This is a genomic window from Planctomicrobium aquicomposti (assembly GCF_051466325.1).
Lineage (GTDB): Bacteria > Planctomycetota > Planctomycetia > Planctomycetales > Planctomycetaceae > Planctomicrobium.
Map to the genome: position 1 here is coordinate 54193 of NZ_CP195792.1, position 18749 is coordinate 72941.

The 18749-nt window shown below is 58.4% G+C and carries 14 protein-coding genes and 1 tRNA gene; 8 read left to right on the forward strand and 7 right to left on the reverse strand.

Features of this window, described 5'->3' with window-relative positions; all coding sequences use genetic code 11:
* Window positions 1-25 precede the first annotated feature (25 nt).
* Both SH664x_RS00200 and SH664x_RS00205 read right to left on the reverse strand, forming a co-directional pair.
* Complete coding sequence (locus tag SH664x_RS00200; protein ID WP_437203984.1) at window positions 26-163, reverse strand: hypothetical protein; 138 nt, start codon at window positions 161-163, stop codon at window positions 26-28.
* Window positions 164-271: 108 nt separating this feature from the next.
* Window positions 272-345: transfer RNA gene (locus SH664x_RS00205), tRNA-Arg, on the reverse strand.
* Between the two features lie 244 nt (window positions 346-589).
* Between SH664x_RS00205 and SH664x_RS00210 the strand changes: the two genes are divergently transcribed.
* The 4 genes from SH664x_RS00210 to SH664x_RS00225 all read left to right on the forward strand — a co-directional run bounded on the left by SH664x_RS00210 (window position 590) and on the right by SH664x_RS00225 (window position 5845).
* The gene (locus SH664x_RS00210; RefSeq protein WP_437203986.1) at window positions 590-1006 is read left to right on the forward strand and encodes an EamA family transporter; all 417 of its coding nucleotides are present in this window, start codon (window positions 590-592) and stop codon (window positions 1004-1006) included.
* 682 nt (window positions 1007-1688) lie between these two features.
* Complete coding sequence (gene dnaN / locus SH664x_RS00215; protein WP_437203987.1) at window positions 1689-2804, forward strand: DNA polymerase III subunit beta; 1116 nt, start codon at window positions 1689-1691, stop codon at window positions 2802-2804.
* 35 nt (window positions 2805-2839) lie between these two features.
* Window positions 2840-3223 carry a DUF721 domain-containing protein gene (locus SH664x_RS00220; protein ID WP_437203989.1) on the forward strand — a complete coding sequence of 128 codons (384 nt, stop codon included), beginning with the start codon at window positions 2840-2842 and terminating at the stop codon, window positions 3221-3223.
* 114 nt (window positions 3224-3337) lie between these two features.
* Window positions 3338-5845, forward strand: a complete 2508-nt coding sequence (locus SH664x_RS00225) for a DNA gyrase subunit B (protein ID WP_437203990.1) — start codon at window positions 3338-3340, stop codon at window positions 5843-5845.
* 280 nt (window positions 5846-6125) lie between these two features.
* On the opposite strand, the gene SH664x_RS00230 is transcribed toward SH664x_RS00225, so the two are convergent.
* The 5 genes from SH664x_RS00230 to SH664x_RS00250 all read right to left on the reverse strand — a co-directional run bounded on the left by SH664x_RS00230 (window position 6126) and on the right by SH664x_RS00250 (window position 11893).
* Window positions 6126-7451 carry a hypothetical protein gene (locus SH664x_RS00230; RefSeq protein ID WP_437203992.1) on the reverse strand — a complete coding sequence of 442 codons (1326 nt, stop codon included), beginning with the start codon at window positions 7449-7451 and terminating at the stop codon, window positions 6126-6128.
* A 123-nt stretch (window positions 7452-7574) separates the two neighbouring features.
* Window positions 7575-8975, reverse strand: coding sequence for an MFS transporter (locus tag SH664x_RS00235; RefSeq protein WP_437203994.1), 1401 nt, complete (start codon window positions 8973-8975; stop codon window positions 7575-7577).
* 92 nt (window positions 8976-9067) lie between these two features.
* Window positions 9068-10030 carry a dihydrodipicolinate synthase family protein gene (locus SH664x_RS00240; RefSeq protein WP_437203996.1) on the reverse strand — a complete coding sequence of 321 codons (963 nt, stop codon included), beginning with the start codon at window positions 10028-10030 and terminating at the stop codon, window positions 9068-9070.
* Window positions 10011-11159, reverse strand: a complete 1149-nt coding sequence (locus SH664x_RS00245; RefSeq protein WP_437203997.1) for an alkaline ceramidase — start codon at window positions 11157-11159, stop codon at window positions 10011-10013. Before SH664x_RS00245 ends, SH664x_RS00240 begins: the two co-directional genes overlap by 20 nt.
* A 323-nt stretch (window positions 11160-11482) precedes the next feature.
* Window positions 11483-11893 (reverse strand): hypothetical protein, encoded by a 411-nt coding sequence (locus SH664x_RS00250; protein ID WP_437203999.1) that lies wholly within the window; start codon window positions 11891-11893, stop codon window positions 11483-11485.
* Between SH664x_RS00250 and SH664x_RS00255 the strand changes: the two genes are divergently transcribed.
* The 4 genes from SH664x_RS00255 (at window position 11892) to SH664x_RS00270 (ending at window position 18726) form a co-directional block, all read left to right on the forward strand.
* Entirely contained in the window at window positions 11892-15191 is a 3300-nt protein-coding gene (locus SH664x_RS00255; protein WP_437204001.1) for a DUF1553 domain-containing protein, read from the forward strand. The two genes, SH664x_RS00250 and SH664x_RS00255, sit on opposite strands and share 2 nt — an antisense overlap.
* Window positions 15192-15214: 23 nt before the next feature.
* Window positions 15215-16663, forward strand: coding sequence for a DUF1501 domain-containing protein (locus SH664x_RS00260; RefSeq protein ID WP_437204003.1), 1449 nt, complete (start codon window positions 15215-15217; stop codon window positions 16661-16663).
* Window positions 16664-16791: 128 nt separating this feature from the next.
* Window positions 16792-17922 carry a M20 family metallopeptidase gene (locus SH664x_RS00265; protein WP_437204005.1) on the forward strand — a complete coding sequence of 377 codons (1131 nt, stop codon included), beginning with the start codon at window positions 16792-16794 and terminating at the stop codon, window positions 17920-17922.
* A gap of 174 nt (window positions 17923-18096) precedes the next feature.
* On the forward strand, window positions 18097-18726 hold the full coding sequence (locus tag SH664x_RS00270) for an RraA family protein (RefSeq protein ID WP_437204006.1): 630 nt from the start codon (window positions 18097-18099) through the stop codon (window positions 18724-18726).
* Window positions 18727-18749 lie beyond the last annotated feature (23 nt).

Genomic DNA, 18749 nt, shown 5'->3' on the forward strand with positions numbered 1-18749 from the left:
AGAACCAGCCCAGCAGGCCGCACAGCTACGCCCCGAAGACAATCGTCTCACCCGGAAACCAGAAGGGGGCGTCAAAAATCCAGAGCCAGGCAATAATTCCCAGAACGCCTCCCGCCAGCGCGCCCCCGATGGCCTCTGCGACGCGGTCTGAGTCGTGACTCATGCCGATTACCCCTCGACTGCACCCAAGCCCGCGCCGATCTCCACCAATCTCATCGCGACGTCGACAGCTCCAGCGAGCGGGAAATTTCCTGATCGAAAGCCCTAAAAACACGCCCGGAGGGATTCGAACCCCCGACCGACGGATTAGAAATCCGTTGCTCTATCCTACTGAGCTACGGGCGCACACCACAGACACGCTGCGGGAATTTCACGTTCGGATCACACAGCACAAGCGGTTCGACCAGCGGTCAGCCACCCTGCAAATGACCCCACAGAGGCAGGTTGTGTTCGCAACCCAGACCCTGAACCTGCCAGTTTAATCGCTTCCCCCTGCCGGGGAAATCGAACTTCGCCTCTTGCATCGTTCGCCTCACCGCCGGATGGTAAGGACTGAGGAATTCCCGGAAACTTTCCGACGAGGCGCTGGATGACCTGGCTGCACTGGGCACTTCTTTCCGCGTTGTTTGCAGGCCTGACTGCAATTCTGGCCAAAGTGGGGATCAAAGGGATCGATCCTGATCTGGCTACGGCAGTGCGCACCGTTGTGATCCTGCTGTTTGCCTGGGGAATCTACATCGTGCGGTCCCCGCAGCCGCTTGCAGCGGTTTCGATAAGGAACTGGGGATTCCTGATTCTGTCGGGACTGGCGACCGGTGCCTCTTGGCTCTGTTACTTTCGGGCCCTGCACCTGGGCGATGCCTCACGTGTCGCGCCTGTGGACAAACTGAGCGTTGTGGTCGCGATGGCCCTGGGAGTTCTGTTGCTGCAGGAGCCGATCGGCTGGAAGGGGCTGACCGGTGGTGCCCTGATCGTGGCCGGAACCGTTCTTATCGCGAGAAGCTGAGAGGCAATTGGCCCGAACTTTGTTCACGAGTTTCAGTCGTTCGCCAGAGGCAGTATCGGGTTTTCAACCTTGTGAAGGACCTCCACTTCGACGACCCGATTTCTCCACAACCTTTCGACGTCACGGCCGTCGCAGTCTGACACCTGACATTGCGGATTTCCTGAACTCTATCGTTTCCGTAGACCATTCGGTCGCGCATCGTCCTTCACAGTGGTACGATTCCGATATGAATCGTCGACCGGTTCGGCAGCCTGATGAGGGCCCAGTTATGGGTCGGCTCCAATTGCTGCCACCGACTGGAGATTCTGCTTTGTCACGGTTGTATGGGGGCCAATTTCGGCAGCTGAAAACCTGCCGGGCGTCGACAACTTCTTGAGAGTCTGTGGAAAGCTGATGGAAGAATTTGTGGGGTCTGGAAGGCCCGCCTGGTGGCTGTGGGAAACTGCCCGACGGCTGCACATTCTGTCTTCCGTGCTTCCACAATCGGCCAACGACTTCTCGACGCGGTTCTGCGTGCCTTGCGTCGCAACAAGATTTGTCGCCATCTGCATTTAGGGACGCCTCGCCATGGTTTTCCACAACGACGGAATCCCCTATGATACAACTGCTAATAAATTTGAATTGTGAAACGGTCCAGGGACGGTTTTCCGCTCTTCGATTGTGCAACGAGTGAACCCATTCCATGAAACTGAGTTGTCCCAGAAACGTTCTTCAATCGGCTTTCTCCATTGTGAGTGGCGTCGTTCCTCAACGATCCCCCAAGGAGGTTCTTCGAAACGTCAAACTGACGCTGGCCGATGGGAAGGCGACCCTGCTGGCAACCGATGAGGAAGTCGGCATCCGGTACGATCTGTCGGAAGTGGTCACGGACTCTGTGGGGGAAGTCCTGCTGCCTACCCAGCGGATGACCGCCATTCTGCGTGAGGCGCAGGACGACACGATTCAGATTGAAGTCAACGAAGAAGCACTCTGGGTCCGCACGTCACGCAGTGAATTCCGTCTCAGCGTTGAGGATCCGGCGCAGTTCCCGAACGTGGCCCGGTTTGAAGACGAGAGCTACTACGTCCTCAACGGCAAGACGTTCAAGCAGGGAATCCAACGGACGATCTTTGCCACCGACACCGAAAGCACGCGCTACGCTCTGGGGGGCGTGCTGCTGGAACTGGCCCAGGATCATCTCACGCTGGCTGCCACCGACAGCCGTCGACTGGCGGTGTATCGCACGCACTGTGCAGCGCAGGGGAACATTCAGGAGGAAGGGGGCCAGCCGGTCGTCCCGGCCAAGGCGATGTCGCTCGTGGAGCGCTCCATTCACGATGACGATCAGGAAGTCCATCTGGCGGTCCACGCTCGTCACGTCCTCGTGCGAAGCGGCCTGTCGACCATTTACGCCCGACTCGTGGAAGGTCGCTTCCCCCGCTATCAGGATGTGATCCCCAGTGAATACGAAACAACCATCGAACTGGTGGCAGGGCCATTCCTCTCGGCTGTCCGTCAGGCGATGATCGTCACCAATGAGGAAAGCCGCGGCGTCGATTTCCAGTTCGAAGAGGGCACCCTGACCCTGACCAGCGTCGGGCAGGATGTGGGAACGTCACGCATCGAACTGCCGATCAGCTATTCCGGAGAGAAAGTGCTGATCACGTTTGATCCACGCTACGTGCAGGAATTCCTGCGAGTTCTCGATTCCGCCGGTCCGGTCACGCTGAATCTCGTGGATGGCAACAGCGCAGCGGTTTTCAAAGCGGATGAAAACTACACCTACGTCGTCATGCCCTTGTCACGGGATGACGCGTAAGCCGGACGTCTGTCTTCGGGCAGGTGATTCAGGGAATGAAAGAGGTCTCCCGCACCATGGAACGGAGGAAAAACGGAGACAGCACACCGCGACGCCGGACGGGCTCGCCTTCCATCAAGGAGGGGGAACCGCAGACGATTGGCGAGGTGCTGTCGACGCTGTTCGCACTCCGGGGATACGGCCGGGTTCGCTCCGAGAATCAATGGGGTGAACTCTGGCAGAAAATCGTGCCTGCGGAGTATGCCTCGCAAACCCGGGTGCTGGGTGTCAGGAATGGAGTCTTGTCGATCGGGGTTGCCAATTCGGCTCTGCTGAGCCAGCTGGTGGCATTTCACAAAGTGGAGTTGTTTGAAAAGCTGAAGGCCGATTCCTCGGCAGCACGGATCCGGGATCTGAAATTCGTGCTGCGGAGCCGTTGAGCCAGGGAAAGCCCGGAAGAGCTGAAGCGGAGCGGAAGGCTTTCACAGAAAGCACCGTGACCGGTAATCACCTCTGCCATGGAAAATGGATTTTTAGGGAGTGCAAAGGAACTGATGAGCGACCAACCCAAAAACAAGCCGGTTTCCGAAGACTACAGCGCGGACACGATTCAGCATCTGGAGGGGATCGAAGGGATTCGCCATCGGCCGGCGATGTACATCGGCGGCACCGATCTGGCTGGGTTGCACCATCTGGTCTACGAAGTAACCGACAACGTTCTCGATGAATTCGCCAACGGCTTCGCCACGACGATGACTGTCCAGATTCACGGTGACGGGACGGTCTCTGTCACGGACGATGGCCGCGGCATTCCGGTCGAGACGATGAAGGACAAGGGGAAGTCGGCGCTCGAGGTGGTCTTCACCGAGATCCACGCCGGAGGGAAATTCGATCGCAAGGCCTATGCTGTCGGTACCGGTGGTCTGCACGGCGTGGGGATTACCGCTGTCAACGCCTGCAGCGAATGGCTGGAAGTGGAAGTCAGCCGCAAGGGGTTTGTCTGGCGTATGGAATTCGCCAAGGGGCGGCTGGAGACTCCCCTGACCAAAGGGGGGCCAACCGAACTGACCGGAACCAAGGTCACGTTCAAGCCCGATGCGACCATCTTCCCGAACACGACGTTCAACTACGACACCATCCACAAGCGCCTGCAGGATTGTGCGTTTCTCAACGCCGGCATCCGGATTCATGTGATGGATGAGCGGACCGGACAGTCGGACACATTCCACTACGACGATGGCCTGGCTGAGTTTGTGAAGTGGATCAACCGCACCGAGACGCCGCTGCATCCGGACGTGATCCGGATTCGTGGTGCTGTCGAGGCGGTCGAAGTCGATATCGCCCTGCAGTGGAACGATGGCTATTCGGAAAGTGTCCGCTGCTTTGCCAACGGGATTTCCAACTCGGAGGGGGGAACACATCTCTCCGGATTCAAGACCGCGCTGACCCGCACCCTGAACAATTACGGCAAGAATGCCAATCTGTTCAAAGACATGAATCCCGCCGGTGATGACTTCCGCGAAGGACTGGCGGGCGTGGTGACCGTCCGCATTCCGAATCCCCAGTTCGAATCGCAGACCAAGATCAAACTGACCAATCCGGAAGTCGAAGGGGCAGTCAATTCCGTCGCCGGAGATGTCCTGTCGAAGTACCTCGAAGAAAACCCCGCGATCGCCAAGCTGATCTGTCAGAAAGGTCTGCGTGCGGCGGAAGCCCGCGAAGCGGCTCGCAAAGCGCGGGATATGGCACGCAGCCAGAACCGGGTTTCCGGAGGTGGTTTGCCGGAAAAACTGCGCGACTGCCGGAACCATGCCCTCGATGTTTCTGAACTGTACCTGGTGGAAGGAGACTCGGCAGGTGGGTCGGCCGATACCGGTCGCGATTCGGGGACTCAGGCCATTCTCCCCCTGCGAGGGAAGATTCTGAATGTGGAGAAAGCGCAGCTCATCAAGGTGCTCGCCAACACCGAAGTGACCGCGATCTTCAAAGCGATCGGCATCACCCCTCTGGCGGAAGAACAGGACATCGCCAAGCGTCGCTACGGCAAGATCATTCTGATGACCGATGCCGACGTCGACGGTTCCCACATCCGCACGCTGCTGCTGACCTTTTTCTTCCGTCACATGCGGGAACTGGTCAAACAGCAATGCGTCTATGTTGCCCAGCCGCCGCTCTATCGTGTCATTCCGAAAGGCAAACGGAATCCGAAACCTCGTTACGTGCAGACCCATGATGAGATGATGCGGGAACTGCTCGACCTGGGTCTGGAAGGGGCGACGCTCGTGCTGCACCCCCGCGAAAGTCTTGTCAATGGGGGACCGACGGGACTCACGGAACCTCGGGAGATTACCGGCGAGGCCCTGCGAAAGCTCTCGGAGGTGCTGAGCGGAATCGAAGAACCGCTGGAAGCAATGGAACGCCGCGGAGTTGTCCTGCGACAGGTCGCACGGGACCACGCCACCGCCGACGGGCTGCTGCCGCGGTATCGGGTCTATCGCGGGACGGAAGAACACTGGTTTGCCACGCGGGATGAACTCGATCAATTCGTCATTGCGCAGCAGGCAGGGAAGGCTGCCGCAGCCGCTTCAGATGAGGCCGGGGCCGCAGATGACGCTGCTGCCGCGGAAGCCCTGACAACGATCGACGTTATTGAAGCGCGGACGATTAATACGGTCATCCGGACGCTGCAGGAACAGTTCCAGCTCTCCCTGAACGATTTCATTCCGGCCCCGCCCAAGAACGCGGAACAAGTGTTCGCCTACGAAATTCAGGGGCACGAGACACCGCGTCGACTGCAGTCGCTACGGGAACTGGTGCCGACGTTGCGGGACCTGGGTGCCCGGGGACTGACCTACACCCGCTTCAAAGGTCTGGGGGAAATGAACCCCGAAGAGTTGTTCGAAACGGCGATGGACCCCTCCACCCGCCTGCTGATGCAGGTGACGCTGGAAGATGTGGCCGGTGCGGAGGAGATCTTCCGCGTGCTGATGGGAGATCATGTCGAACCTCGCCGTGAGTTCATCGAGAAGCATGCTCTGGATGTGAAAGATCTGGACGTGTGATCGTGTGCAGTGCGCTTGCCCCCGTTTCCGCGTGGCACAGTCGTCGAACAGAATACAGTCGTCGAACAGCATTTTGTCGATGAGGCACTCGGCCTGGAGATGCGTCCGAAGTAGGTCGAGCCGTTCGTGTTGACGGTGCAGCCGGGCGAACAGGGGGGAACACTTTGGCACGGTGGACAGGAATTCATTGATGTCCTGTCAGGAAGAATCGTGTTCACCCGTCGAGCGCGAGGGGGAATCGGAGTGAGCCTGAATCTCACCCCTCACCAACACGACGCGGTTAGGGGCCTTCCACCAGGTTCGAAGCGGCACTGGGCTCTGAGCGTCGCCCGACCGTATTCACCGTGATGACGCGATAGACGTGCTGTGTTCCGGGAGTCTGATGTGTGTCTGTAAAAGAGAGCGGCACCAGCGGCTGCACGGGAGTATCGCCATATTGCAGCTGTTGAAACGTCGGCCGTCCGAAGACTTCTTTTGCAGGCAGGCTTGCCGAGGTGAGGAGGACGCCATCCCGCTCGATGAGGAAATCGGCGATGCCCGATTCGAAATCCGCTTCGGCTTCCCAGGTCACGAGATTTCCCTGCAGACGAACATTGTAGGGGGCGGGGGGTGGCGTGGTGTCTATGACTCCGGTGTCGCGAACGTAGTCCATCCAGGCACGCGCGGTGGCCTCGTCCGGCAGCCAGCCAGCCTTCATGGAATCTCCTGCGAAGTGTGCCAACGGAACAGCTGTTCCTCCGGTGAGCGGAGCCAGCCATGCCTGATCGTTACTCATCGATCGCAGTGATTCACCCTTCGCAGCGGGAAGTCGGGCACTCAGGCAGGCATCGAACCACGGGATCGCCAGATAACGTTGATTCCCGCATTCGTGTCCTGACAGCGGATCGACTGCGACGCCGATCAGCCCCCCTCGCGAACGTAAAGCGTTGAAGAACTTTTCGTTGAGGGGCCACATGAAGCTGAAACGTCCCTCTTTGACGCTCACCCCCTCGGTCGCGCCGAGGTTACACATAATCGGTACTTCCAGTGCACCTTCCGGAACCGTATGCGGCTTGACCGTGGGATGGGTGGACAATGGCTCCAGCAAGGGAACTCCCGAACGAATCCAGACCGCGGCAATTCGCTCCGGATGCAGCAGCACCATCCCTCCGACCCAATGTCCTCCGCCGCTATGGCCCCACAAGGCCCAGGGAACTTCGGCGAGTTCGGGATGGCCTGAAAGGTTTCCCAAGTCAACGAGGCTTCTCTGAAAAGTATCGCTGGAACCATTGCGAGGATCACACCACAGCTGGCAGTCCTGTCCGTCAGGCTTCTCGTATGCGGGACTCAGCAGCGCGCAGTCATGTTTTCTGGCGAGCGCCTGCCAATGCAGATCGAAAGCTCCGGATAGGCCCGACTTGCAGGAGACTTCGCTACAGCCATGTTGACGGACAATGACACCGCGTAGCGACTTGATGTCCGGCGGAATCCAGACGGTGAAATTCGCTGCGAAGACAAGTCCGCCTGGCTGCGTCGACGCCTCATAACGCACGCTGTAATACGGTGGGTGAACCTCGGGATAGGCATCAAACAGCGGTGGTTGTGCGGCCAGGGATTTGGTCCACATCAACAGGACCGCAAGGAGTATCACTGCTCGTGGCATGATCACAGACGACCTCGCATTTGGGGGACGCGTCGTCCCTGGTAGCCATCACGGGCGAGGTGATGAAAAAATTCCCGTTGCAAACAGTCAGCTCACGGCGGGAGAGGTTTCAGTTTTGAAGATTCCGACTCGTGGATTCACAAATGCCCAGCAGGCAGCTCCCGTGAGATAAATTCCCGCGAAGAGCAGCAGCACCAGATTCCAGTTCTCCGTCAATTCGAACAGCTTCCCGACGAGAATCGGGCAGGCAGCAACAGCCAGGTTGCCAGCCATGTTGACAGCTCCCAGGACCTGAGCGACCCGGGCACCGCTGATATCGATCACGGTCGAAAACATCGCTGGACCTGCCAGTGAAGCGCACATCACTCCGACGGCCAGCAGACCGATGGCAATCCGGGCATCTTCCACAAACCAGCTCCCCAGGATGAGCAGTCCGCACGTGCCGAGGGCGGCTGCACCGATTCCGCAGCGGCTCAGCTGCAGATTTCCGGTTCGCTTCCAGATCCAGTCGATGAGCAGTCCGCCGACGATGCTACCGGTCATCGCTCCGGCAAAGATGATGCCTTGCATGTAGCCGGACTGGGCGATCGAAACGCCGCGGGTCTGCTGGAGAAAGGTCGGGAACCAACTGGCAAAGAACATGTATCCGGCAGCCCGGCAGATCTGCTGGCCGTAGAGCATCCAGAGTCCCCGGTGGCGGAGAATCGCTTTCCAGTCGGTCGGCCCGGTCTCTTTCTGAGAAGCGGCCACCTGTTCAGAGGGGCGGCCGGCCAGGATCAACTCGCGTTCTGCTGTATTGACTTCGGGGCACTGTTCCGGCCGGTCTCTGAACCGAATGTAGAAGGCGACTGCCCACACGATTCCAGGAATCGACAGAAGCATGAAGACCCAGCGCCAACTCATATATCCCAGTAATTCCCCGGTCACGATGCCGGAAACGATGGCGCCGGATTGCATGCCGACACCGAGCAGCGCGCCCGCCAGTGATCGTCTCGACATCGGCATCCAGTACTTCATGGAATTCGTCGCTGCCGGAAAGAAGCCCGCCTGCGCAGTTCCCATCACGAACTGGGTGATGATCAGCATCCAGAAAACGGGAGAGTTGGCCGTGGCGAACATCGACAGCGACCACGCGACCACGAAGATCGTCATGGCGACACGGGTCCCGTACCGATGGGAAAACGCACCCGTCGGCACCTGAAAGAGGGCATACGTCCAGAAGAAGGCCGCCATGAAGTGGCCGGATTGTGTCAGCGTCAATCCGAGGTCTTCGCGAATGCGGCTTTCGGCAACTCCCAGGGCGTTTCGGCAGAGATAAGCCAGAAAGGAGGCCATCGACAGCCAGGCGATTACCCGGTAACGGACAGTCGTCGGGCGTGCTTGTGCGAGGTCCGGCTCGGGTGCGGACATTCGAACGGAGCGGATGTCATCCCGCAGGACCTCGTCTGCAGCTGCCGGCTCCGCCACTTTGTCATCTTGAAACAGCATGCACTCGATCCTGACTTGATGTTTGAACGACGAAGCGGGGGAGAGCAGTCGATGCCAATATGAGCCGGGGCTTACGTGAGATCAGTCGTCCGTCAGGCGTTGTCTCCGGTGCCTCGACTGCCGGCACTGCTCGATCGGAGCGATGCCTGCAAGCGGGCAAACAGCCGATCCACTTCCTGACGAGTTTCGTCGTCGAGTTCCCAGGCGACCGGCTGACGCTGCAGTGTGTTCGGAAAGAGTCCCCGCTTCTTCATCAGGTACTTCTCAATCGCCAGAAACCCGTCCAATCCCGCGGAGAGCTGCAGGGCGACGAGTCCGCACAATGGGAGAGAAAGCTGATAGATTCGCTCCTCGTCGTCGTCCTGCAGTGCCTGCCAGAGTGCGATGATGACATCGAGCAGATCGGTGCCGGGCATGGTTCCTTGGATGCCTCGACGATAGCAGTCGACCAGATTGATCCCACCGGACCCTTCGAATATCCGGGCCTGACCCTGAGTCGCATCCCGCAAGCGTGACAGGTTCGGGCCGAGGGGGTGGGCTTCGGGCTTGAAGAAGATTCGTTCCGTCCCAAAGCGTTCCAGCAGGTCGAGATAAACGTCCAGCGAGATCGCAGCTCCTACATATCCTGAAGCATCCTGCACGATCAGGGGGATGGAAATCTGCTCGGCGATGGCAGCGAAATAGTCTTTGGTGGCAGCGGATGAAAGGCGGGTGGCAATCGGAGGGATGGCCATGACCGCACTCGCTCCATGAGACTCGGCGTGTTTTGCCAGCTCGCAGGCCTCGAATGTGCTCTCCGCTCCAACGCTGATCACCGAGAAGCCTCGTCCCCGCGCATCGTGGCAAACCTGTTCTGCCAGTGCCTTACGTTGTGCGTTCGTCATGCGGCAGACTTCACTCACCATGGCGACGACGACACCGTCAGCTCCCACGTTGAATGCCCAGTCGATCTCACGGCTTAGCGTTTCGCGATCGATCTCGCCGGAGGGATGGAACGGGGTATGTAAAACGGGCAGAACGCCATGCAAGGCGGTTTCATGTCGAGAGGATGTCATGAATGGATTGGCTCGCTGCTTCGAGTGTCAGTTCCAGGCTTCCCCGATCGAACGGAGTCTGCCAGACGGGGTAAATGTCTTCGTCGTAGAGTTCTGCGGGAGGGAGATAGCCGAGTGAGCTCCCGTTAATGACGTTTGCACAGGCGACTGGGTGGTCGGGAAAGCGGCGTCGCAATTCCTGTTGGAAAATCGAATAGTGCTCGGCCAGGCTGCCAACCAGAACCGCATCGCCGATACGCCACGTATAGAGCGCGAGCGGGTAGGTTGTTCCGTCTCCCAGAGCCTGTCGAACTCTGAATTTGCGCCGAATCCGTTCTTGCTGGGCTCTGTCGGTGCAGGCAGCGAAAGCCTGCTGGAGCTCTGTCGTCGTCGGCAGGACTCGCAACGGGACGTTGACGCTGGTCCGTGAGCATTCCAGTCGTTGAGAACTTTCGTCGGGCTGATGGTTCCAGAGCGCGAGTGGAGCTCCCGATTCCATGACGCCGGTAAAGACCAGCTTCTGTCCGGGAGGATGCATGCCCGCCAATGTGGACAAAACGGCGTAACCCAGTTGTCTGCCATTATTGTCGGCAGCTTCGAGATCTCCGGTGTATTGGTAGCGCGGAGCGAGATCACCGGAAGCTCCCTGAATGAAAAAGAGGGGAGCCCGAGTCGCTGTTTCAATCACCTCGCGTGTCGCACCCACGTAATCGGGAGAGAGTGACCTGTTTTGCCAGGCGAGAGTCGTGGGATGGCAGGCATAGTTGACGATGGTGCCGCGAACTGTTCCTTCTGAATCGGTGATGCGTCCGACCAGAACGGTGTCGTCGGCAAGCGCTTCGGGAGAGTAGCCGCAAAGAAACCGTTTGCGCTCAGGATTGGGATCACGGAAATCACGCACCGCAGCAAGAGAGCATGTTCCTGTTTCCCATTCGAGCGTGGCGTCGAAGGCTCCGGCTGTGGCTTCCCGGACAGTCGACACAATGCGCTCGGGAAGTGAGTTCATCCACTCCCGGTGCAGATCGCCGCCCGGAAGTTCCTCGTCCGTGATTGCCAGTGAGGGGACCGAATGCGTGTGCGAAATCGAGAAGATCAGGTTTTCCGGAGGAAGAGAGAGCTCGTTCAACAGACGGTCTTGGAATGCACCCATCGCCTCCGGGGTCCTCCAGCCGACCAAGTCCGCGCAGATCAGGACCAGTGGAGCCTTCCGTTCGGAACTGGCGAGTACGATCGCGCCCAGGATCAATGGGCGGTGGATGGATTCCGCGACATCGTGTGTCGCTGCGCCCCAGCAGCGAGAGAAGACTCCGATCGGCGGAGTGATGTCACACTGAGCAACGCCGATACGGCCGCGAAAAGCTCCGTGACGGCTTTCATGAACAGAGGGGTGGTGCATGGGAAATGGGACCGCGGAAGCCATCACGGGACGGGAAATCACGATTTTCGAGGCACGGTTTCCATTTGCAAATACGATCAAGGTCTGAATTTGATTTTGTCGATAAAATACTTGATTTTGAAAACAATAGCAAGTACATTTCGTTGTCCGACCAAGGCCCATGATCGATTGTAAACGATGCTCTGGCGTGCTGGTTGATTGCTCGCAGTGAGATTGACTGGATCCTGTTCGAGCGGGAAATGGCTGGGGCTGTTGGGCGTTCTTGCTGGGTTGATTCTTTTTGCGGTGTGCTTCGGGTGTTCGTGACATGATCTGCCCTGTTTGGTTTCAGGGCGAAGTCGTTTGGGGCGAGAAAGCAGCTTGTCCGCTGTTGGCGGCAGTGTAACACTTGGTCGTCTGGTGATGGCAGGTGTCGTGGTGGTGGGGTTGGCTTGGATTGTATGCGCTCGTGTGAAATGGTGATCTGAATTTCCAAAAAGGAACGTCATGCGGAGCCTGCGGCAGCTTTTGGGAGTAGTCATCTGTTTGGCGGGCGCGCAATGTGGGGCGGTCCGGGCTGAGGAGGGCAAAGTTGATTATCTGTCGCAGGTCAAGCCGCTCCTGAAGAAGCATTGCTATGCCTGTCACGGGGCTTTGAAGCAGGAGGGAGGGCTCCGGCTCGATACCGCAAGTCAGCTGCTGGCGGGGAGTGACTCGGGGGAGGTGATTTTACCCGGGGCCGAGGCTGCGGAGAGCCTGCTACTGGAGCGGATTGCTACCACGGACGTGGCCATGCGGATGCCGCCTGAACACGAAGGGGAGCCTCTCGATGCCGCGCAGATCGAACTGATTAAGAAATGGATCGCTGAAGGGGCTCACGCCCCTGCCGATGAGGTGCCGGAAGCGGATCCGAGTTCTCATTGGTCCTTCCGTCCGATCGAGCGATCCAGTTTGCCGGAAGTGAAAAATTCGAATTGGGTGCGAAACCCAATCGATGCCTGGATCGCTGCCGGTTATGAACAAAAGGGGCTGGTTCCACAGCCGGAAGCCTCGCGCATTGTCCTGTTACGGCGCCTCTCGATGGATCTGATCGGGCTCCCTCCCACCGCCGAGGAGATTGCCGCTTTCGAGACGGATCCCTCGCCTGACTGGTACGAGAAAGCGGTTGACCGGCTGCTGAATGACCCGCGGCACGGCGAACGGTGGGGGCGACACTGGATGGACATCTGGCGCTATGCCGATTCCTCGGGGCTGGGGTCGCAGATTCGAGTCAGCCACCGGCATGTCTGGCACTGGCGCGACTGGATGATCGAGTCGTTAAACAAAGATACTCCCTACGATCAGATGGTGCGGATGATGCTGGCGGCGGATGAACTCGCACCAGATGATCCCGACCAGCTGCGGGCGACCGGATTTCTGGCCCGTAACTTCTACATCTTCAATCGGACGATCTGGCTGGACGATGTGGTGACACACGTCGGGAAGGGCTTTCTCGGACTGACGCTGAATTGTGCGAAGTGCCACGATCACAAGTTCGATCCGATTGCCCAGGAAGATTTCTACAAGATGCGGGCGTTCTTTGAGCCCTATCAGGTGCGAGTCGATATGGTGCCGAACCAGCCCGACCTCACTCGTAACGGCATCCCCCGAGCATTCGATGGCTTGCCTGATGCTCCGACGTACCTGTTCGTGCGCGGGGACGATTCAAATCCCGACAAGTCGAGAGTCATTCCTCCGGGAGTTCCCAAGCTGCTGGAGTTCGACGAATTCGCTGTGGAACCTGTCAAACTTCCTGATGTCGCCTGGCAGGAGGGGCTTCGCCCGTGGGTGCTGGAAAACCATCAAGCACTGGCGAAGCAGCGATTGAAGGCGGCGACGGCTGCCCGCGATCTGGCCCAGAAAACACTTCACGAAGAGCAGGCCCAGCAACTCGCCAAGTTATCGGGTCAGAGTGGTGAACCATCGTTTCAGCCCATTCAAGACACCTTTGACACACTGGACCGTTCCCGCTGGGAGGTGTCCGGCAATGGCTGGAAGGAGCGGGCCGGTGCACTCAGACAGACAAAAGAAGGGGCCGTCGGTTCGTCACTCACGCTGCAGGGACAAGTTCCGCTGAACTTCGACGCCACTCTGAAGTTCCGCGTACTCGCCGGCAATGCTCGACGAAATATCGGCTTCGTGTTCGATATTCCTTCTGCGGCGGATACGAAAAGCGTTCCTGAGACCCGCCAGATGATTTCCATCAGCGGAACAGCTGGCGAATGCAAAATTCAGGGGACCTATCTCAAGGACGGTAAGTGGAACTCTCCGGAAGACGGAAAACAGCCGTTCTCGCTGGATGTGGATAAGGACTACACCCTGCGGGTCTGTTTGCGCGGCAACCTCGCCAATGTCACGATCAATGGGGAAAGAGTGCTTTCCTGGCGAACTCCCCTGGCGCGTCGGGAGGGGGCCTTCCGGATCATGACCTTTGATGCTGTCGCCGACTTCGATGAATTCGAACTGAAAGCTCTGGATCCCTCCGTGAATCTTCTGGAGTCTGATGGTTCGCTGCCGCAAGGTCCTGAAGAGGCTCTCGAACTGGCAGAGGCCGACGTCCTCGTGGCGACGGTCGACCAGAAGCGGATTGAACTTGTCGCCGCAGCAGTGCTTGCCCAACAAGACAGCAACGCCGATCCCGAGAGTCAGGCCAAGTCGAGAGTCGCTGCCATCGTCGCAGAGCGGCAACTGATGGCTGAGAAAGCCCGTCGCGATTTGCTGGCCGCGGAGTTCGCGATGAAACGGGCCCAGGATGAGAATCGCAAAGCGCTCGAGGAGAATCTGGCGAAGGCCCAGGTTGCCGTAGAACAGGCAACGAAAGAGCTGAACGCGGAAGTTCTCCCCACTGACAAGTTCTCGCTGCTCAAGGGATCAGAGTGGGTGACCACCCGGTTCCAGCACACCCGTTATGATGACCCTGATGTTCCGATTCTGGGGACGAGCACTGGTCGCCGCACAGCGCTGGCGAACTGGATCACAGACCGGCGAAATCCACTGACAGCGCGGGTTGCGGTCAATCATCTCTGGAACCGTCACTTTGGAACTCCGTTGGCGATCGTTCCGTTCGATCTCGGACGGAACAGCCCGAATCCGGTGCATGACCAGTTGATCGACTGGCTCGCGGTTGAGTTCATGGACAATGGCTGGAGCCTGAAGCACCTCCATCGTCTCCTGGTGACATCAGCCACCTACCGGCTCAGTTCTTCGATGGAAGGGGCTGAACGCAATGTGGAACTCGATCCGGACAACCACTACTGGTGGCGTCGAAATCCGATTCGAATTGAAGCGGAAGTAGTGCGGGATTCGATTCTGGCAGAAGCTGGCAAGCTCGATTTCAAGATGGGAGGCCCTCCCGTTCAGGCCGGCCAACAAAAAACATCGAATCGCCGCAGCATCTATTTCTTCCATTCGAATGGACAGCGAAATCTGTTTCTCACCACATTCGACGAAGCCGATGCTGGGGAGTGTTATCGACGTGACGAGAGCATTATTCCCCAGCAGGCACTCGCGCTGATGAACAGCGAAATGGTGCTGGACGCCTCTCAGCAGATCTCCGATCGCCTCTCTGGTCAGACGTCGAACGATGCTGACTTTCTCGAGCTGGCATTTATCACCCTTCTGGGGATGCATCCCACTGAGGAGGAATTGCGTGTTTGCCTGGAGGCGATGGAGCGCTGGAAATCGATTGAAGGCGGGTCTGCGGAGCAGGCGCGATCGAATCTGGTCTGGGCACTGATGAACCACAATGACTTTGTCACGCTTCGCTGATTGACTTCCAAAAGGATGACCGCATGTTCTCTCCCTTAGGACAATTGCCGCCTCGCCGGGCATTCCTCGCAGATATGGGTATGGGATTTACCGGCCTGGCGCTGGGGGCGATGCTGAATCGTGACGGTGTGGCCCGCGCAGACTGGGCACCGCCGACCGGAAAGCCCTACTTTCCTCCCAAGGCGAAAAGCGTCATCTGGCTGTTCATGGCCGGGGGCGTCAGTCAGATGGAGAGCTTTGATCCCAAGCCGATGCTGACGAAGTACGGCGGCAAAACGATTGGGGAAACCCCGTTTGCCGACGTTCAGGATCCCAAGAAGCTGGCGATCGAAAAAGTTGCAGCGCTGGATGCCAATGGCCAGCAGCGGAATACACTGTACCCAATGCAAATCGGGTTTCGGAAGTATGGTGAAAGCGGAGTCGAAATCAGCGACTGGTTCCCGCACATCGGGAACCAGGTCGACAAGCTGGCGATTGTCCGATCGATGTGGACGACCGACAGTAACCACGGAGCCCAGGTCCAGTTCCACACCGGTCGTCACAAGAATGATGGCCTGTTCCCCACCTTGGGGGCCTGGGTGCATTACGGTCTGGGAGCGATCAACGACAATCTCCCGCAGTTCATTTCCATCGGCCAGCGCGAGTCCCATTTCAAGCGCGAAGGGAACTACCTCGGACCGACTCACGACTCCGTCCCGCTGAGGATCGATCCTTCCAATCCGCTGGATTACGGATCTCCCGAACGGCCTGTGTCCCGCGAATCCAGAAGCATCGGCCAGAACCTGATCAGCGAGCTGAATGCGATGCGAGGAATCGAGTATCCGAACGATCCGGCGCTCGCTGCGCGGATTGCCTCGTATGAGCTCGCTTTCCAGATGCAGACTTCGATTCCGAACCTGGTCGATTTCTCAAAAGAAACGAAGGAAACGCACGCGCTTTATGGACTCGACAAGCCGCACTGCCGGGAATTCGGCATGCAGCTGCTGGCTGCCCGCAGGTTGGTCGAGCAAGGAGTGCGGTTCGTTCAGGTCTACCACGGGAGTGTGGTCGCTCAGGGTTCATGGGATGCCCATAGCAGCCTGAAAGCGAACCACGAAGAAAATGCCCTGCAGGTCGATCAGCCCATCGGTGCGCTCCTGGAAGATCTGGACCGGCGCGGACTTCTCGATGAAACGCTGGTTGTGTTCGCCTCGGAGTTCGGCCGCACCCCGGGTTCACAGGGAGCGGACGGTCGTGACCACCACATCTTTGGATTCACCGTCTGGATGGCCGGTGGCGGTCTCAAGCGGGGGGTGGTGCACGGAGCGACCGACGAAATCGGCTTCCACGCTGTTGAAGATCGTCACTACGTCACCGACATCCATGCCACGATCCTGCACCAACTCGGGCTCGATTCCCGCAAGCTGGAGATTCCCGGTCGGAAGCGACTGGAAATCGATCATGGAAAGCCCATTCGCGAAATCATCGCGTAAATCAGTGAACTGTTTTTTGACAAGCAGACTCCTCGGGGTCGTGCTGGAATCGACATTAGACGGCGGCCGAAAGTCGGAATTCGGCGACGCTGCGCGGCCTCGACTATCACCAACAGGATTTGACGTTCATGCTTGATCCCGTCCAGCTGGCGAGTGAATTGATTGAATTCGATTCCGTCAGTTCACGTTCCAACCTCCCGGTGTCAGAGCGGCTCGAGTCCTGGTTGCGCGAATTGAACTTCGAAACGGAAAGAGTCGAATACGTCGACCCCAACGGCGTTTCCAAGGTCAATCTCGTTTCCAAACTGGGTTCTGGTCTGGGGGGCATGGCGTACTCCGGACATTCTGACGTCGTGCCGGCTCCGCACTGGTCGATTCAGGAACATGGCCCCTTTCAGCCGACGGTCCGGGATGGTCGACTCTATGGCCGCGGATCAACGGACATGAAAGGTTCATTGGCCTGCATGCTCAGCGCCGTGTCCGCGGTGGTCAAGCAGCGCTTACGAGCTCCGTTCTATTTCTGCTGTTCAGCGGATGAAGAAATTGGAGCGATTGGAGCGGAGATCATTGCCCGATCCTCCAAGCTGTATCGCGAAATGGTCGAAGGGCAGACCCGCATGATTGTGGGCGAGCCAACTCAATGCGAAGTCATCCATGCACACAAGGGGGGATGTGTGTTGCAGGTGACGGCGCGCGGCAAGGCCATGCATTCCAGCTTTGGAAGCCAGACGAACGCCAACTGGCGGATGATTCCGTTTCTGCACGACATGCAGGAATTTTACCAGGAACTGGAAACGGCTCCGCAGTGGCGAGATGATCGGTTTCAGCCCTCCACAACCTGCATGAACATTGGGGTCAACGATCATAATCCGGGCAGGAATATCACCTCCGTCAAGAGCGTCTGCACGATTCACTTGCGGGCCATGCCCGGCATCGATTTCGACTCACTGCTCGCTCGCATCCGGAGTATCGCCGAGAAGCATGGCTTGGAATACGAACAGATCTTTCGCGTGCCGACGCTGCTCTGCGACGCCAATTCGCAGTTCGTCCAGGAGTGCGTGAAGTTCTCATCGAAGCCTGCCCCGAGCACGCTCGCTGGTGGCACCGACGCCGGACGCTTTGGGGAACTCAAGCAATGTATTGTCATGGGGCCCGGTGACATTGCCCAGGCCCATACGGGCGATGAGTCGATCAGCCTGCAGGAACTTCAGCAGGGCGTTGAGACTTACGGCAAGATGCTGCAGCATTGGTGCTGCTAGAGCAGGTTGCTCTTTCCAGTGCCCGCGCAGCCCGCGTTTCGATTGTTGAAAGACTGGATTCCGCGTGGCGAGCACGGGTAGTTGAAAAGTCAAAAGGGTCTATGTCCCATGGCCTGAACCCGTTTGCCGCCCGATCCGTTTCCGAAGAATTCTGCAGAGAGTCAGGAGAGTCTGATGAGCCATGATGTGACAGAGGAAATCCTCGATGGATTTCGGCGAACGGCGACGCCATTAATCAGCGATAATCTGGACCGTGTTCCCGGGGCGCTCGGGATTCGTCCCTTTCACAACTGCACGAAACCCATGGTGGGACGGGCCCTGACGGTCAAGACTCAGGGGGGCGATAATCTTTTCATCCACAAGGCTCTCCAGCTGGTGAAGCCGGGGGATGTGATTGTTGTCGATGGCGGGGGAGCGGTTCACCGGGCCTTGATTGGCGAAATCATGGTCGCCATTGCGGCTTCACGCGGAGCTGCGGGGTTTGTTCTGGATGGAGCGATCCGCGACTCGGTCGCCATTGCTGACTCCGACTTCCCGTGCTTTGCCCGCACGGTGATCCATCTCGGCCCTTACAAAAACGGCCCCGGCGAGATCAATGTGCCGGTTTCGATTGGAGGGATGGTGGTCAATCCCGGTGATATCGTCGTCGGGGATGCGGATGGGGTGGTCGCCTTTTCTCCTGTCAAAGCACGGGATCTTCTGGCAGCGGTGCATGCCCAGGAAGTGCGCGAAGCAGAAATCCTGCTCAGCATTCGAGAAAACCGCTACACCGATGTGTATTCCAAGCCGGCAGCGTCCAAATAAACCCCGCCGTGAAGTCTCGTTTT

Excerpts from the sequence above, each read along its gene's own strand:
- dnaN (WP_437203987.1), top strand. The coding sequence starts at position 1,689 with ATGAAACTGAGTTGTCCCAGAAACGTTCTTCAATCGGCTTTCTCCATT.
- SH664x_RS00265 (WP_437204005.1), top strand. The coding sequence starts at position 16,792 with ATGCTTGATCCCGTCCAGCTGGCGAGTGAATTGATTGAATTCGATTCC.
- SH664x_RS00260 (WP_437204003.1), top strand. The coding sequence starts at position 15,215 with ATGTTCTCTCCCTTAGGACAATTGCCGCCTCGCCGGGCATTCCTCGCA.
- SH664x_RS00225 (WP_437203990.1), top strand. The coding sequence starts at position 3,338 with ATGAGCGACCAACCCAAAAACAAGCCGGTTTCCGAAGACTACAGCGCG.
- SH664x_RS00270 (WP_437204006.1), top strand. The coding sequence starts at position 18,097 with ATGAGCCATGATGTGACAGAGGAAATCCTCGATGGATTTCGGCGAACG.
- SH664x_RS00255 (WP_437204001.1), top strand. The coding sequence starts at position 11,892 with ATGCGGAGCCTGCGGCAGCTTTTGGGAGTAGTCATCTGTTTGGCGGGC.
- SH664x_RS00200 (WP_437203984.1), bottom strand. The coding sequence starts at position 163 with ATGAGTCACGACTCAGACCGCGTCGCAGAGGCCATCGGGGGCGCGCTG.
- SH664x_RS00250 (WP_437203999.1), bottom strand. The coding sequence starts at position 11,893 with ATGACGTTCCTTTTTGGAAATTCAGATCACCATTTCACACGAGCGCAT.
- SH664x_RS00220 (WP_437203989.1), top strand. The coding sequence starts at position 2,840 with ATGAAAGAGGTCTCCCGCACCATGGAACGGAGGAAAAACGGAGACAGC.
- SH664x_RS00240 (WP_437203996.1), bottom strand. The coding sequence starts at position 10,030 with ATGACATCCTCTCGACATGAAACCGCCTTGCATGGCGTTCTGCCCGTT.
- SH664x_RS00235 (WP_437203994.1), bottom strand. The coding sequence starts at position 8,975 with ATGCTGTTTCAAGATGACAAAGTGGCGGAGCCGGCAGCTGCAGACGAG.
- SH664x_RS00245 (WP_437203997.1), bottom strand. The coding sequence starts at position 11,159 with ATGGGTGCATTCCAAGACCGTCTGTTGAACGAGCTCTCTCTTCCTCCG.
- SH664x_RS00210 (WP_437203986.1), top strand. The coding sequence starts at position 590 with ATGACCTGGCTGCACTGGGCACTTCTTTCCGCGTTGTTTGCAGGCCTG.
- SH664x_RS00230 (WP_437203992.1), bottom strand. The coding sequence starts at position 7,451 with ATGTGGACCAAATCCCTGGCCGCACAACCACCGCTGTTTGATGCCTAT.